The 14,479-nt window shown below is 72.1% G+C and carries 11 protein-coding genes; 4 read left to right on the plus strand and 7 right to left on the minus strand.

What is annotated here, in order from left to right; genetic code table 11:
* Nucleotides 1-155: 155 nt before the first annotated feature.
* The 4 genes from whiA to uvrC are packed head-to-tail and all read right to left on the minus strand — an operon-like array spanning nt 156 to nt 5,564.
* Complete coding sequence (gene whiA, locus ACH4F2_RS16255) at nt 156-1,145, minus strand: DNA-binding protein WhiA (RefSeq protein ID WP_398133352.1); 990 nt, start codon at nt 1,143-1,145, stop codon at nt 156-158.
* Nucleotides 1,136-2,227, minus strand: coding sequence for a uridine diphosphate-N-acetylglucosamine-binding protein YvcK (gene yvcK, locus ACH4F2_RS16260; protein WP_398133353.1), 1,092 nt, complete (start codon nt 2,225-2,227; stop codon nt 1,136-1,138). Before yvcK ends, whiA begins: the two co-directional genes overlap by 10 nt.
* Complete coding sequence (rapZ, locus tag ACH4F2_RS16265) at nt 2,224-3,240, minus strand: RNase adapter RapZ (protein ID WP_398133354.1); 1,017 nt, start codon at nt 3,238-3,240, stop codon at nt 2,224-2,226. Before rapZ ends, yvcK begins: the two co-directional genes overlap by 4 nt.
* Entirely contained in the window at nt 3,237-5,564 is a 2,328-nt protein-coding gene (gene uvrC / locus ACH4F2_RS16270) for an excinuclease ABC subunit UvrC (RefSeq protein ID WP_398133355.1), read from the minus strand. The genes rapZ and uvrC overlap by 4 nt, the downstream gene beginning before the upstream one ends.
* Before the next feature lie 379 nt (nt 5,565-5,943).
* Between uvrC and ACH4F2_RS16275 the strand changes: the two genes are divergently transcribed.
* Nucleotides 5,944-6,894: a hypothetical protein gene (locus tag ACH4F2_RS16275; RefSeq protein WP_398133356.1), complete on the plus strand. Its 951-nt coding sequence runs from the start codon at nt 5,944-5,946 to the stop codon at nt 6,892-6,894.
* Between the two features lie 139 nt (nt 6,895-7,033).
* Here the strand turns inward: ACH4F2_RS16275 and ACH4F2_RS16280 are convergent, their stop codons facing one another.
* Complete coding sequence (locus ACH4F2_RS16280) at nt 7,034-7,459, minus strand: Rieske 2Fe-2S domain-containing protein (protein WP_398133357.1); 426 nt, start codon at nt 7,457-7,459, stop codon at nt 7,034-7,036.
* A 244-nt stretch (nt 7,460-7,703) separates the two neighbouring features.
* On the opposite strand from ACH4F2_RS16280, the gene ACH4F2_RS16285 reads away from it, so the two are divergent.
* Complete coding sequence (locus ACH4F2_RS16285) at nt 7,704-8,816, plus strand: LacI family DNA-binding transcriptional regulator (RefSeq protein WP_398133358.1); 1,113 nt, start codon at nt 7,704-7,706, stop codon at nt 8,814-8,816.
* Nucleotides 8,797-9,705, plus strand: coding sequence for a carbohydrate kinase (locus ACH4F2_RS16290; protein WP_398133359.1), 909 nt, complete (start codon nt 8,797-8,799; stop codon nt 9,703-9,705). Before ACH4F2_RS16285 ends, ACH4F2_RS16290 begins: the two co-directional genes overlap by 20 nt.
* Before the next feature lie 31 nt (nt 9,706-9,736).
* Here the strand turns inward: ACH4F2_RS16290 and ACH4F2_RS16295 are convergent, their stop codons facing one another.
* A complete protein-coding gene (locus ACH4F2_RS16295; protein WP_398133360.1) occupies nt 9,737-10,600 on the minus strand; it encodes a helix-turn-helix domain-containing protein in 864 nt (287 codons plus the stop codon).
* Nucleotides 10,601-10,701: 101 nt separating this feature from the next.
* Between ACH4F2_RS16295 and ACH4F2_RS16300 the strand changes: the two genes are divergently transcribed.
* On the plus strand, nt 10,702-11,271 hold the full coding sequence (locus tag ACH4F2_RS16300; RefSeq protein WP_398133361.1) for a YceI family protein: 570 nt from the start codon (nt 10,702-10,704) through the stop codon (nt 11,269-11,271).
* Nucleotides 11,272-11,402: 131 nt separating this feature from the next.
* Here the strand turns inward: ACH4F2_RS16300 and uvrA are convergent, their stop codons facing one another.
* Nucleotides 11,403-14,432, minus strand: a complete 3,030-nt coding sequence (gene uvrA, locus ACH4F2_RS16305; RefSeq protein WP_398133362.1) for an excinuclease ABC subunit UvrA — start codon at nt 14,430-14,432, stop codon at nt 11,403-11,405.
* Nucleotides 14,433-14,479: the final 47 nt, after the last annotated feature.

Below are 14,479 nucleotides of genomic sequence, written 5' to 3' on the forward strand. Positions count from 1 at the left end.
TGTCCGCCACAGCAGCGAACACATGCCAGGCTCATGACAGCCCATGATCGAGTCAAGAGCGCCGCATGGACACGCGAAAGCCGGTGCCGGTCACCCAGGTGGGCGCCCGGACCGGCTTCTCGACGTCCGTGTGCGACGGGCCGGCGCGTGTTCGGTCAGCCGACGAGGTTGTCCGCCAACTCCTCGCTGAGGTTCGCGTCCGTGCCGGGGATGCCGAGGTCCGAGGCCCGCTTGTCGGCCATGGCCAGCAGGCGGCGGATGCGGCCGGCGACGGCGTCCTTGGTCAGTGGCGGGTCGGCGAGGGCGCCGAGCTCCTCCAGGGAGGCCTGCTTGTGCTCCATGCGGAGCCGGCCCGCGGCGGCGAGGTGCTCGGGCACGTCGTCGGCGAGGATCTCCAGGGCGCGCTGGACCCGGGCACCGGCGGCGACGGCCGCGCGGGCCGAACGGCGCAGGTTGGCATCGTCGAAGTTGGCGAGGCGGTTGGCGGTGGCGCGGACCTCGCGCCGCAGCCGCCGCTCCTCCCAGGCCAGCACCGAGTCGTGGGCGCCGAGCCGGGTGAGCAGGGCGCCGATCGCGTCACCGTCACGGACGACGACCCGGTCCACGCCGCGTACCTCTCGCGCCTTCGCGGGGATCGACAGCCTGCGGGCGGCGCCGACCAGGGCGAGGGCGGCCTCGGGGCCCGGGCAGGTCACCTCCAGGGAGGAGGAGCGGCCGGGCTCGGTGAGCGAGCCGTGCGCCAGGAAGGCTCCGCGCCAGGCGGCCTCGGCGTCGCAGGTGGCCCCCGAGACCACTTGCGGCGGCAGGCCCCGGATCGGGCGGCCCCGGCCGTCCACCAGGCCGGTCTGGCGGGCCAGCTGGTCACCGCCCGCGACCACCCGGACGACGAAACGCGAACCGCGGCGCAGTCCGCCCGGCGCCATCACGATCAGCTCGGAACTGTGCCCGAAGATCTCCAGGATGTCCTGCTTGAGCCGCCGGGCCGCCCTCGCGGTGTCCAGCTCGGCCTCGATCACGATGCGCCCGCTCACCAGGTGAAGGCCGCCGGCGAACCGCAGAAGGGCGGATACCTCCGCCTTCCTGCAGCAGGTACGGGTGACGGGGAGCCGGGAAACTTCGTCCTTCACCGCTGCCGTCATCGCCATGGGCCGATCCTTCCATGCATCCGAAAAATACGGTCGTACGCGGCGGCCAACAGCTCCGGGTCGTGCCTCGGGGTCCCGTCGGTCCGGGCGACCGGAGCCAGTTCGACCGCGGCGCCGAACCGTTTCGCGGCGTCGGCGAGCGAGTCACGGTCGGGCACGGCGGCCTCGTCGGCCAGCACCACGTCCAGGGCGAGTTTAGGGGCGTGTCGTCCCAAAACCTCCAAATGACGCTGCGGGGAGAAGCCCTCGGTTTCTCCGGGTTGCGGGGCGAGGTTCAGGGAGAGCACCCGGCGGGCCTTCGTCTCGACGAGCGCGTCCAGCAGATCGGGCACGAGCAGGTGCGGGATGACCGAGGAGAACCAGGAGCCGGGGCCGAGCACCACCCAGTCCGCGTCCAGGACGGCGTCGACCGCCTCGGGGACGGCGGGCGGGTCGTTCGGCACCAGGTGCACGGACTGCACCTCGCCGGGTGTCAGCGCCACGGTCGCCTGCCCGCGTACGGTGTCCACCTCGTCGGGCCGGTCCGCATCGTGCCCCTTGACCAGGGCCTGGAGCTCCAGCGGCACGGCGGACATGGGCAGCACCCGCCCGTGCGCGCCGAGCAGCTTGCCGACCAGGTCCAGCGCCTGGACGTGGTCGCCCAGCTGCTCCCACAGGGCGACGATCAGCAGATTGCCGACCGCGTGTTCGTGCAGGTCGCCCTGGGACTGGAAGCGGTGCTGGATGACGCGGGCCCAGGTCTGGCCCCAGTCGTCGTCGCCGCACAGCGCGGCCAGCGCCTTGCGCAGGTCGCCGGGCGGCAGGACACCCAGCTCGTCGCGCAGGCGGCCGCTGGAGCCGCCGTCGTCGGCCACGGTGACGACGGCGGTGAGATCGCCGGTGATCCGGCGCAGTGCGGCGAGCGAGGCGGACAGGCCCATGCCGCCGCCGAGGGCGACGACCTTGGGCTGGGTGCCCCGGCGGCGCGGCTTGCCGCCGCGCGCCTGTTCGGGCCGGGCGGCTCGGGCGTCGGCTGGTCTGCCGCCGCGCCCTTCGGGCACCACCCGGCGCAGCCTGCTCAGCCGCGGAGTACGTCCTGTCATTCCCGTCCCATGTCCCGGTGGACGACCACCGTCTCCACGCCCTCGGCGACGAGCCGGGCGGCGAGCCTCTCCGACATGGCCACGGACCGGTGCTTGCCGCCGGTGCAGCCGACGGCGACGGTCACATAGCGCTTGCCCTCCCGACGGTAGCCCGCGGCGATCATCTGAAGCAGCTCGGTGTACCGGTCGAGGAACTCCTTGGCCCCGGGCTGGTTGAGCACGTACGAGGAAACCTCCTCGTTCAGGCCTGTGAACGGGCGCAGCTCCGGGACCCAGTGCGGGTTGGGCAGGAAGCGCATGTCCACGACCAGGTCGGCGTCGACCGGCAGGCCGTACTTGAAGCCGAAGGACATGACGGTGGCCCGCAGCTCGGGCTCCTCCTCGCCGGCGAACTGGGCGTCCATCTTCGCGCGCAGCTCGTGCACGTTGAGGCTGGAGGTGTCGATCACCAGGTCGGCGTCGCCGCGCAGCTCGCGCAGCAGCTCCCGCTCAGCCGCTATGCCGTCGACGATACGGCCGTCGCCCTGCAGGGGGTGCGGGCGGCGTACCGACTCGAAGCGGCGCACCAGTGCCTCGTCGGAGGACTCCAGGAAGACGATCCGCCGGGTGACGCCGCGGGCGTCGAGGTCCGCCAGGGATTCACGCAGGTTGTCGAAGAAGCGCCGGCCGCGGACGTCGACGACGACCGCGATCCGTGCCACGTTGCCCTGCGAGCGGGCGCCGAGCTCCACCATGGTGGGGATCAGCGCGGGCGGGAGGTTGTCGACGACGAACCAGCCCAGGTCCTCCAGACACTTGGCGGCCGTCGAGCGGCCTGCCCCGGACATGCCGGAGATGATCACCAGCTCGGGGATGGCCGCCTCCTGCGCCCCGGCTGCTTCCTTGCCCGTACTCACCTGTGCTCCGTTGTCCCGGCCCCGGTCGGAGCCGGCCGTCTGCGGGCCCGCGCCCTCTCCGGTCGTGCCGTTGGCCTGTTCCGGCCCCGCTGTGGGCTGTGTCTCGTACTCGGTCATCTCTCCTGCCCCCGTTGTTCGTCCGGGGTGCCCGCGGACACGGGCTCCCCCGGGGCATCCGCCGTCGTCTCGGGTGCCCCGTCCTCGTCCTCCATGATCTCTCCGGTCGCCGTGTTCACGGCGGGCGCGGCCGGGGTGGCCCGGGCTAGGGCCACGGCGACGGTCTCGGCCGTCTTGCGGCCTATGCCCGGCACCTCGCAGATCTGGTCGATGGTGGCCGACCTCAGCTTCTTCACCGAACCGAAGTGCTTGATCAGCGCCTGCTTGCGGGTCTCCCCCAGGCCGGGCACATCGTCCAGCGGACTGGAGCGGAAGCGCTTGGCGCGCTTGACGCGCTGATAGGTGATCGCGAAGCGGTGCGCCTCGTCGCGGACCCGCTGCAGCAGGTACAGGCCCTCGCTGGTGCGGGGCAGGACGACCGGGTCGTCCTCGCGGGGCAGCCAGACCTCCTCCAGGCGCTTGGCGAGCCCGCATACGGCGATGTCGTCGATGCCGAGCTCGTCCAGGGCCCGCTGGGCCGCCGCGACCTGCGGCTGCCCGCCGTCCACGACGACGAGCTGGGGCGGGTAGGCGAAGCGCTTGGGCCGGCCGTCGTCGTCCTTCAGGGCCGGCCCGTCCGTGAGGGCTTCATCGTCCGTGGCGGCTCGGCCATTCGGGGCGGCCTGCCCGCCCGCGGCCGGTTGGCCATCCGTGGCGGCCTGCCCGCCCGTGGAGGCTTGGCCGGTCGTCACGGCCGGCTCGTGTGAGGCAGGCCGGCCGGTCGTCGCGGTTCGGCCACCCGCCGCGGCCGGCCCGTGCGGGGCAGGCAGGCCACCCGTCGCGGCCGGCCCGTCCGAGACGGCCTGGCCGGTCGTCGCGGCTCGGCCGGTCGTGTGCTGCTCGCCGGCGTCGAGTTCCTCCCCGTCCGCCCACTCGCCGGTCTTCTCCTTCTCGGCGAGGTAGCGGCGGAAGCGGCGGGTGATGACCTCGTGCATGGAACGGACGTCGTCCTGTCCCGCGAAGCCCTTGATCTGGAACCGGCGGTATTCGCTCTTCCGGGCCAGCCCGTCCTCGAACACGACCATGGAGGCCACGACGTCGTCGCCCTGGAGGTGCGAGATGTCGTAGCACTCGATCCGGAGCGGGGCACTGTCCAGGCCGAGGGCGTCGGCGATCTCCTCCAGCGCGCGCGAGCGCGTCGTCAGGTCCGAGGCGCGCTTGGTCTTGTGCAGCACGAGCGCCTGCTGGGCGTTGCGCTGGACGGTCTCCATCAGCGCCTTCTTGTCGCCGCGCTGCGGGATGCGCAGTGACACACCCGACCCGCGGCGCTCCGTCAGCCACTGCTGGACCGGTTCCACCGGGTCGGGCAGGGCGGGAACCAGGACCTCCTTGGGGACGGCGTCCCCGGTCTCCTCTCCGTACAGCTGCTGGAGGGCGTGCTCGACCAGGGCGCCGGTGGTGATCTCCTCCACCTTGTCCGTCACCCAGCCTCGCTGACCGCGTACACGCCCGCCGCGCACGTGGAAGATCTGTACGGCCGCCTCCAGCTCGTCCTCGGCGACCGCGAACAGGTCGGCGTCGGTCGCGTCGGCGAGCACGACCGCGCTCTTCTCCATGGCCTTCTTCAGGGCCCCGATGTCGTCGCGCAGGCGCGCCGCCCGCTCGTACTCCATCTCCTCGGCCGCCTCGGCCATCCGCGTCTCCAGGCGGCGCAGGTAGGTACCGGTGCGGCCGGCCATGAAGTCACAGAACTCGTCGGCCAGGTCCCAGTGGTCGTCGGGGGAGATACGGCCGACGCAGGGCGCCGAGCACTTGCCGATGTAGCCGAGCAGGCAGGGGCGGCCCGTACGGGCGGCGTTCTTGAAGACGCCGGCGGAACAGGTGCGCACCGGGAAGACGCGCAGCAGGAGGTCGACCGTGTCGCGGATCGCCCAGGCGTGCCCGTACGGCCCGAAGTAGCGCACGCCCTTCTTCTTGTGTCCGCGCATCACCTGCACGCGCGGGAACTCCTCGTTCATCGTCACCGCGAGGTACGGGTAGCTCTTGTCGTCGCGGTACTTGACGTTGAAGCGGGGGTCGTACTCCTTGATCCACGAGTACTCCAGCTGCAACGCCTCGACCTCCGTGGACACCACGGTCCACTCCACGGACGCGGCCGTGGTGACCATGGTGCGGGTGCGGGGGTGGAGGTTCGCCAGGTCCTGGAAGTAGTTCGCCAGGCGCTGGCGCAGGCTCTTCGCCTTTCCGACGTAGATCACCCGGCGGTGCTCGTCACGGAACCTGTACACCCCCGGGGAGTCCGGAATCTCTCCCGGCCTGGGGCGGTAGCTGGAGGGGTCGGCCATGACTCACACCCTACTGGCGAGGACCGACACTCCGGCGGGCTGTGGACGACGGGCCGGTGGCCCGGTGGACGACCCCGTCGCGGGGTCCCGTGGACGACCCCGTCACGCGGGCCGGGGAAAACGGTCGGGGGCAGGTCGGACACATCCGGTGCCCTCGGGACGGCGGATCGGTGCGTTCTCGGCCAGGAGCGCGTCACGGTCGGGCTTCAGGTGTTGTCGGGACTTGGTCAACACGCTTCAATGCGGGGGACTCGGGGCCTTGGAGCAGCGCGGCGTACGGATGTGAAGACCTCTGCGCCGCGACCGGGGGCGGCTCCGGGTGACCCTCTTCGAACGGTCTGACCAGCCGTCTTGAACTTCACAGGAAGGCAGCCCCTGTATGCCGCACGCCACACAGCATCTGGACGTCGCCACGGCGGAACTCGACTCGGCCCTGCGCGGTGGCCCCTTCCACGTGGCCCTGCGCGCCGCGATCGCCGCTCGCGGACTGCCGCTGCAACGCGTGCAGCACCATCTGTCGCGCCACGGGGTGAAGGTGGGCGTCACGAGTCTGAGCTACTGGCAGCAGGGCGCCCGGCGCCCCCAGCGCCCGGAGTCGCTGCGCGCCGTGCGGGCGCTGGAGGAGATCCTGCAGCTGCCCGAGGAGTCGCTGATACGCCTCCTCGCGGAGGCCGACGAGACACCGCGGCCCGGCGGGCCCGCGGCCCGCTCCTACCGCGCCTGTGCGGAGGCCTCCGGTGTCCTGGACCGGCTGCTGTCCGAGCTGGACCATCCGTCACCGGAGGGCGGGGTGCACACCCTCGGCCACCACGAACGGATCATGATCGGGCCGCGCCGCCAGCTCGCGGGCCGCGAGTCGCAGCACATCGTCCGCGCCCAACGCGACGGCGTCGACCGTTTCGTCGCCGTCCACCACGGCGACCCGGGATGCGCTCCCGCGCGGATGACCGTCCACGCGCTGGAGAACTGCCGCACGGGCCGCGTCCGCACCCACCACGACACCGGCGTGCTCGTGACCGAGCTGCTCTTCGACACGCGTCTGCGGGCCGGTGACACCCACCTCTTCCGCTACGGCGTCGAGGACGGCACGGCGGGGGCGTCGCGCGAGTACGTCCGCGGATTCGGTTCGGCGGGCGGGCAGTACGCGCTCCAGGTGCGGTTCGACGCCGCGGCCCTGCCGGTGCGCTGCCACCGGTTCACTCAGCACTCACCGGCGGCACCGCGCGGCGGCCGGCAGGAGCTGGCCCTCAGCGGGCGGCACCACTCGGTGCACCTCGTGGAGCCGCGGGTGCGGTCGGGGATGCTGGGGATCGGGTGGGACTGGGACTGAGCGGGCGCTTCTGACGGGTGCGGGGCGCGGATCACCTGATCCCACGGACGGATCGCCCGGGGGCCGCGCGCGGATCACGGATCCCGCGACCACGTATCCCCCGGGGCCGCGCGCGGATGACCTGATCCCACGGACTGAATCAGATGTCGGGGCTCGCGACGATCCTGCCCTGCTTCACCTCGACCCCGAGCTCGATGAGCGGCACGCTCGCCGGGGCGTGCAGCACCTCGCCGGTCCGGGCGTCGAACTCGCTGCCGTGGCAGGGGCAGATCAGTTTTGTCCCCTCCAGCTTGTTGATGGGGCAGCGCGCGTGCGTGCACACCGTGCTGAACGCCTTCAGGGAGCCGTCCCCGGCCCGGCTGACCACCACGTTCTGGTCCCGGTAGAGCTTGGCTGCGCCCTTGGCGACCTCGCCGTCCGCCCCGAGGTCGACGGGCCCGGTCGGCCTGGCGGGCGCGGCGCCGTCGTCGCCCGGTGAGCAGGCGGCCAGGCCGAGTCCGGCGACAGGCGTGAGGGCCGCCGAGCGCAGGACGGTACGGCGGCTCGGGACGGGACGGCCGGGCATGGGATCTCCACTGGTCAGGGAATGTGCAGGCCGACGATATCCGGCGCCCGCGGGCGTCCGATGGGGTGGGGCTCGGGTCGGTCGCCGTGAGGTGAGGGCGCGGCGGCGGCTGCGTAAACGCTTGCGCAAACGTTTACGTCCAGCTCCCGATGGGATACGGTCCCCGCCAGTGCAGTGAACGCGGATCAGCGCGCGGATCACTGCGCGGATCACTGCGCGGCAGTACGCGAAAGGGGGCACGCCGATGGCGACCATGGCCGATGTCGCACGGAGCGCCGGGGTCTCCGTGGCGACCGTCTCGCACGTGCTCAACGACACCCGTCCCGTGCTGCCGCGCACCCGCCAGGCGGTGCTGGACGCCATCGAGGAGCTCGGTTACACCCCCAACACCCTCGCCCGCTCCCTGGTGACCTCGCGCACCCGCTCCATCGGGCTCGCGGTGTCGGCGATCAGCAACCCGTACTTCACGGAGATCCTCCAGGGCGTCGAGGCCGCCGCCCTGGAGCACGGCTACAGCCTGCTCATCGCCGACCCGCACGACGATCCCGGACACGAGCGCAAGGTCGTGCAGCTGCTGCACGAGCGGCGCGTGGACGGCATGATCGTCGCGCCCTCGGCCGACCCGCGCGACCTCCTCGCCTACATCGGACGCCACCGCATGCCGACCGTGTTCCTCGACCGGGTCGTCGACGCGCCGGAGGGCGAGGGCGCTCCGCGTTTCGACCAGGTCTGCGCCGAGAGCGCCGAGCCGACGACCTGGCTGGTCAACCATCTCGCCGGGCTCGGCCACCGCCGGATCGGCCTGGTCGCGGGCCGGCCCGGGCTCAGCACGACGCGCGAGCGGATCACCGGGTACCGGCACGGCCTCGCCGCCGCCGGGCTGCCCTACGACGAACGCCTCGTGGTCCACGGCGACTCCGAGGCGGGCGGCGGTGAACACGCGGCGGCGGCCCTGCTGTCCCTGGCGGTGCCGCCCACGGCGATGGTCACCGCCAACAACGCGATGACCATCGGCGCGCTGCGCGCCCTGCGGGGACACGGTCTGTCCGTGCCCGGTGACCTCGCGCTGTGCTGCTTCGACGACTTCGCCTGGGCGGACCTCTTCTCGCCCCGGCTCACCGCCGTCGCACAGCCCAGCAAAGAGCTCGGTTCCCAGGCCGTCCGGCTGCTGCTGGAACGCCTCGCCGCGCCGGACCGGCCGGCGCGGACCGTACGGCTGCCCTGCGCCTTCGTCCACCGCACATCGTGCGGCTGTCCCGAGCAGTCCGAGCAGTCCAGTCCGAGCAGTCCCAACGGTTTGCGCACGCCTCCGCAAACACCCACGAAAGGACCCTCCCGTGATCGTCGTCGCCGGTGAGGCACTGATCGACCTGGTACCGCAGGGCACGGGCGCCCTCGCCACGCTGCGTCCGGCACTCGGCGGCGGCCCGTACAACACGGCCGTCGCGCTGGGCCGCCTCGGCTCCCCCGCCGCCTTCTGCTCCCGGGTGTCGCACGACGCCTTCGGTGAGGCGCTGCTCGGCCGACTGCGGGAGACCGGTGTGGACGTCTCGCCGGTGCAGCGCGGACCCGAGCCGACGACACTCGCCGTGGCCTCGGTGGGCGCGGACGGCTCGGCCGCGTACTCCTTCTACGTGGACGGAACGGCGGACCGGCTGTTCTCGGTGCCGGCCACGCTGCCGTCCCGCACCCGTGCGGTCTCCTTCGGGACCTGCTCGCTGGTGCTGGAGCCGGGGGCGAGCGCGTACGAGGAGTTGCTGCGTGAGACGGCCGCGCGGGGCGTGTTCACGGCGCTGGACCCGAACATCCGGGCCGGGCTGATCCCGGACCCCGACGCCTACCGGGCCCGGTTCATGAGCTGGCTGCCGTCGGTGTCGCTGCTGAAGCTGTCCGCGGAGGACGCCGAGTGGCTCGGCGGCACCCCCCGTCAGTGGCTGGCGGCGGGCCCGGCGGCGGTCGTGGTCACCCGGGGCGGTGCCGGGCTGACGGCGTACACCCGTGACGGTGGCGAGTACGCGGTGCCGGGCGAGCGGGTCGACGTGGTCGACACCATCGGCGCGGGCGACACGGTGAACGCGGCGCTGCTGCACGGCCTCGCGGTACGGGACGCCCTCGGTGAGCAGGCGCTGGCCGCCCTGGGGGCAGAGGGCTGGACGGGGTTGCTGGGCTTCGCCGCCCGCGCGGCGGCGGTCACCTGTTCGCGCGCGGGCGCGGAGCCGCCGTACGCGCACGAGGTGACCGCCTGAACGTCCACGGCGCCGGCTTCCGTCTCGCTGGTCAGCCTGCCGGCCGCACCGCCCGCAGGGCGCCGGGGCGACGGCCGTCGAGACGGTCCAGGGCGGCGGCCGTGGCGTCGTCCGCGGCCAGGTGTACGACGATCCGCTGACCCTCCTCGGGAAGCGTCAGCGTCTCGTGCAGCAGCCGCAGCGGTCCGGCCTCCGGGTGCTCGATGTGCTGGGTGCCGACGCGTCGCGGGGCCACGCCGAGGGCGGCGAACCGGTCCGCGAACACCGCCCCCGCCGTCACCGTCAGCTCGTCGGCCAGCTCGGCCACGTACGGGTCCCGCAGCGGAGCCTCGTGGCGGAGCTGGGCGACCAGGTCGTCCGCCACGCGGTCCCAGTCGGGGTAGGCGGCGCGGGCCCGCTCGTCGGTGAACAGGTAACGGAGCAGATTGGGCCGCTCGTCGTCGAGCAGCCCGATCGGCCCGGTCAGCCGCGCGTAGCCGCCGGTGTGGGCGAGGACGTCGCCGATCCAGTTGAGCACCACGGCGGGGGCGGGCTCCAAGCGGTCCAGCACCGCCCGCACGGTGGGGCGCGCGGCCCGGCCGAGCGGCGGGGCCGCGGCGCACAGCAGTGGGTCGCCGCCGTCCGCCTCCTTGGTCAGGCGGCGCAGCAGTACCCGGTCCCGCAGCGACAGGTGCAGCGCGTCGGCGAGGGCGCCGAGTACCTGGACGGAGGGGTTGCGGTCGCGTCCCTGTTCCAGCCGGGTGAGGTACTCGACGCTGACTCCGGCGAGCGTGGCCAGTTCGGCGCGGCGCAGGCCCGGGGTGCGGCGGCGGGGGCCGGCGGGGAGCCCTGCCTCCGCGGGGGTGACGGATTCGCGCCAGGTCCGCAGGTACGTGCCCAACTCGTTGTCGCTCACCTGTGGAACGTACCAACGCGCGCGGGCGAAAGGGTGGCCCTGCGACTACCACGCTCGGGCCGGTCTCCCTGGCGGGGCGCGCCGTCCGCAGGGTGGAGGGCATGACGAACGACACCGCTACCACCGCGACCACCGCCGCCTCTCCCCTGCCGATCGCCGCCGGCCAGTGGGCCCTGGACCCGTTTCACTCGTCCGTGAACTTCACCATCCGCCACCTCGGCATCGCCAAGGTGCGCGGGCGCTTCGGCGGCGTGCGGGCCGAACTGTTCGTCGGGGAGCACGTCGAGGACGTGCGGGTTTCCGCCACGGTCGACATGGCCTCCATCGACACCGGGAACGCCGACCGGGACGCGCACGTGCGCGCCTCCGATCTGCTCGACGTGGCGAAGCGGCCGACGATGTCCTACCGCTCCACGCGGGTGTCGGGCGACGGCGAGGACTGGACCATGGAGGGTGAGCTGACGATCGGCGACGTGACTCGTCCGTTGACTCTCGCCGTGGAGTTCGGGGGGCTGGGAGCCATGCCCGGCGGGGACGGCCGGCAGGCCGGGTTCGAGGCGACGGGTGAGATCCGGCGCAGCGAGTTCGGTCTGGACTTCGCTCCGGGGCTGCTCGGGGAGGTGGTGAAGATCCAGCTCGACATGCAGTTCGTGGAACCGACGGGCGCCTGAGCGCGCGGGCCGCGCGAACGACGCGCCGGGCCCCACGGATGATCCCGTGGGGCCCGGCGCGTCGGTGTACCCGTGGCAGGCGCCGTAGACCGGGTGAGTTCCAGGTTTCACTCACCCGGTGCGGCACCCGCTCAGGCCTTGCTGGCCCGCGTGGTCTTCTTCGCGGCGGTCTTGGTGGCCTTCTTCGCCGTCTTGGTGGCCGTCTTCTTCGCGGCCGTGCCGGTGACCGCCCTGGTGGCGGTCTTCGTGGCGGTGGTCTTGGCCGCCACCGTCTTCGTCGCCTTGCGCGGGGGCTTCCCCGTGGCCGCGTCGCTGATCCGGTCGGCGCCGAGAACGTCCTGCAGGAACTTGCCGGTGTGGCTGGCGGGAACGTCCGCGACCTGCTCGGGTGTGCCCTCGGCGACCACCAGGCCACCGCCGGCGCCGCCCTCGGGTCCCATGTCCACGACCCAGTCGGCGGTCTTGATCACGTCGAGGTTGTGCTCGATGACGATGACCGTGTTGCCCTTGTCGACCAGGCCGGCCAGGACCGCCAGCAGCTTGCTGATGTCCTCGAAGTGCAGACCGGTGGTCGGCTCGTCCAGGACGTAGACCGTGCGTCCGGTGGAGCGGCGCTGCAGCTCGCTGGCGAGCTTGACGCGCTGGGCCTCACCGCCGGACAGGGTGGTCGCGGACTGGCCGAGACGGACGTAGCCGAGGCCGACGTCCTTCAGCGTCTTCATGTGCCGGGAGATGGCGGGGACCGCCTCGAAGAAGTCGGTCGCCTCCTCGATCGGCATGTTCAGGACGTCGGCGATGGACTTGCCCTTGTAGTGGACCTCCAGGGTCTCCCGGTTGTACCGGGCGCCGTGGCAGACCTCGCACGGGACGTAGACGTCCGGCAGGAAGTTCATCTCGATCTTGATCGTGCCGTCGCCCGCGCAGTTCTCGCAGCGGCCGCCCTTGACGTTGAAGGAGAACCGGCCGGGCATGTAGCCGCGGACCTTCGCCTCGGTCGTCTCGGCGAACAGCTTGCGGATGTGGTCGAAGACGCCGGTGTACGTCGCCGGGTTCGAGCGCGGGGTGCGGCCGATGGGCGACTGGTCGACGTGGACGACCTTGTCGACGAGGTCGTCGCCGTCCACGCGCGTGTGCCGGCCGGGCACGCTCCGTGCGCCGTTCAGCTCGCGCGCCAGGTGCGTGTACAGGATGTCGTTGACCAGGGTCGACTTGCCGGAGCCGGATACACCGGTGACGGCCGTGAAGACGCCCAGCGGGAAGGACACGTCGATGTCCTGGAGGTTGTTCTCGCGGGCACCGTGCACGGTGAGCTGCCGGGAGGGGTCGCGCGGGCGCCGGATGTCGGGCAGCGGGATGGCCTTCTTGCCGGACAGGTACAGACCGGTCTGCGACTCGGCGTTGTCCAGCAGCTCCTTCAGGGAGCCGCTGTGCACCACCTTGCCGCCGTGCTCGCCGGCGCCGGGGCCGATGTCGACGATCCAGTCGGCGACCTTGATGGTGTCCTCGTCGTGCTCGACGACGATGAGCGTGTTGCCCATGTCGCGGAGCCGGACGAGGGTCTCGATCAGCCGGTGGTTGTCGCGCTGGTGCAGGCCGATGGACGGCTCGTCGAGGACGTAGAGCACGCCGACGAGTCCGGAGCCGATCTGGGTGGCCAGGCGGATGCGCTGGGCCTCGCCGCCGGAGAGGGTGCCGGCCGCACGGTTCAGCGAGAGGTAGTCCAGGCCGACGTCGACCAGGAAGCGCAGTCGCTCGTTGACCTCCTTCAGCACGCGCTCGGCGATCTTCTTGTCGCGGGCGTTGAGCTTCAGCTCGCCCAGGAAGTCGGCGCAGTCGCTGATGGACATCGCGGAGACCTCGGCGATCGACTTGCCCATGACCGTGACCGCGAGGACGAGCGGCTTGAGGCGCGTGCCCTCACAGGTGGGGCAGGGCACCTCGCGCATGTAGCCCTCGAAGCGCTCGCGGCTGGCGTCGCTCTCGGCCTCGCTGTGCCGGCGCTTGACGAAGGGGATGGCGCCCTCGAAGGCCGTGGTGTACCTGCGCTCGCGCCCGTACCGGTTGCGGTAGCGGACCTCGACCTGGGTCTTGTGGCCGTTCAGCAGGGCCTTGCGGGCGCGCAGCGGCAGGCCTGCGAAGGGGATGTCGGTCCGGAAGCCGAGCGCCTCCGCGAGGGCACCGATGAGGCGGCCGAAGTAGTCCTTGGTGTGCCCGTGCGACCAGGGGTGGATGGCGCCCTCGTCGAGGGACTTGTCCTCGTCGGGGATGATCAGCTCGGGGTCGACCTCCATGCGCGTGCCGATGCCGGAGCAGTCGGGGCAGGCGCCGAAGGGCGAGTTGAAGGAGAAGGAGCGGGGCTCCAGCTCCTCGAAGGACAGGTCGTCGTACGGGCAGTACAGGTGCTCGGAGTACATGCGCTCGCGCTCGGGGTCGTCCTCGGGGAGGTCGACGAAGTCGAGCACGACCATGCCGCCGGAGAGGCCGAGGGCGGTCTCCACGGAGTCGGTGAGGCGGCGCTTGGCGGTGTCCTTGACCGTGAGGCGGTCGACGACCACCTCGATGGTGTGCTTCTCCTGCTTCTTCAGCGTGGGCGGGTTGGAGAGCTGGATGGTCTCGCCGTCCACCCGCGCGCGGGAGTAGCCCTTGGTCTGGAGGTCGGCGAAGAGGTCGACGAACTCGCCCTTGCGCTCGCGCACCAGCGGCGACAGCACCTGGAAGCGGCTGCCCTCCGGCAGCTCCAGGACCTTGTCGACGATGGCCTGCGGCGACTGGCGCGAGATCGGCCGGGCGCACTGGGGGCAGTGCGGCTTGCCGATGCGGGCGAAGAGCAGGCGCAGGTAGTCGTAGACCTCGGTGATGGTGCCGACCGTGGAGCGCGGGTTGCGCGAGGTCGACTTCTGGTCGATGGAGACCGCCGGGGAGAGGCCCTCGATGAAGTCGACGTCCGGCTTGTCCATCTGGCCGAGGAACTGCCGGGCGTAGGAGGAGAGCGACTCCACGTAGCGCCGCTGGCCCTCGGCGAAGATGGTGTCGAAGGCCAGGGAGGACTTGCCCGACCCGGACAGGCCCGTGAAGACGATGAGCGAGTCACGAGGCAGGTCGAGCGAGACGTTCTTCAGGTTGTGCTCGCGCGCGCCACGGACGATGAGACGGTCGGCCACGCCGGTCCGCACCTTTCTTGAGAGAAGTGACAGGGGCGAGGCCCCCG

Origin of the sequence: Streptomyces sp. NPDC017890 (assembly GCF_044328675.1) — a bacterium.
GTDB lineage: Bacteria > Actinomycetota > Actinomycetes > Streptomycetales > Streptomycetaceae > Streptomyces.

Excerpts from the sequence above, each read along its gene's own strand:
- ACH4F2_RS16285 (WP_398133358.1), top strand. The coding sequence starts at position 7,704 with ATGGCGACCATGGCCGATGTCGCACGGAGCGCCGGGGTCTCCGTGGCG.
- yvcK (WP_398133353.1), bottom strand. The coding sequence starts at position 2,227 with ATGACAGGACGTACTCCGCGGCTGAGCAGGCTGCGCCGGGTGGTGCCC.
- ACH4F2_RS16280 (WP_398133357.1), bottom strand. The coding sequence starts at position 7,459 with ATGCCCGGCCGTCCCGTCCCGAGCCGCCGTACCGTCCTGCGCTCGGCG.
- uvrC (WP_398133355.1), bottom strand. The coding sequence starts at position 5,564 with ATGGCCGACCCCTCCAGCTACCGCCCCAGGCCGGGAGAGATTCCGGAC.
- whiA (WP_398133352.1), bottom strand. The coding sequence starts at position 1,145 with ATGGCGATGACGGCAGCGGTGAAGGACGAAGTTTCCCGGCTCCCCGTC.
- ACH4F2_RS16300 (WP_398133361.1), top strand. The coding sequence starts at position 10,702 with ATGACGAACGACACCGCTACCACCGCGACCACCGCCGCCTCTCCCCTG.
- rapZ (WP_398133354.1), bottom strand. The coding sequence starts at position 3,240 with ATGACCGAGTACGAGACACAGCCCACAGCGGGGCCGGAACAGGCCAAC.
- ACH4F2_RS16275 (WP_398133356.1), top strand. The coding sequence starts at position 5,944 with ATGCCGCACGCCACACAGCATCTGGACGTCGCCACGGCGGAACTCGAC.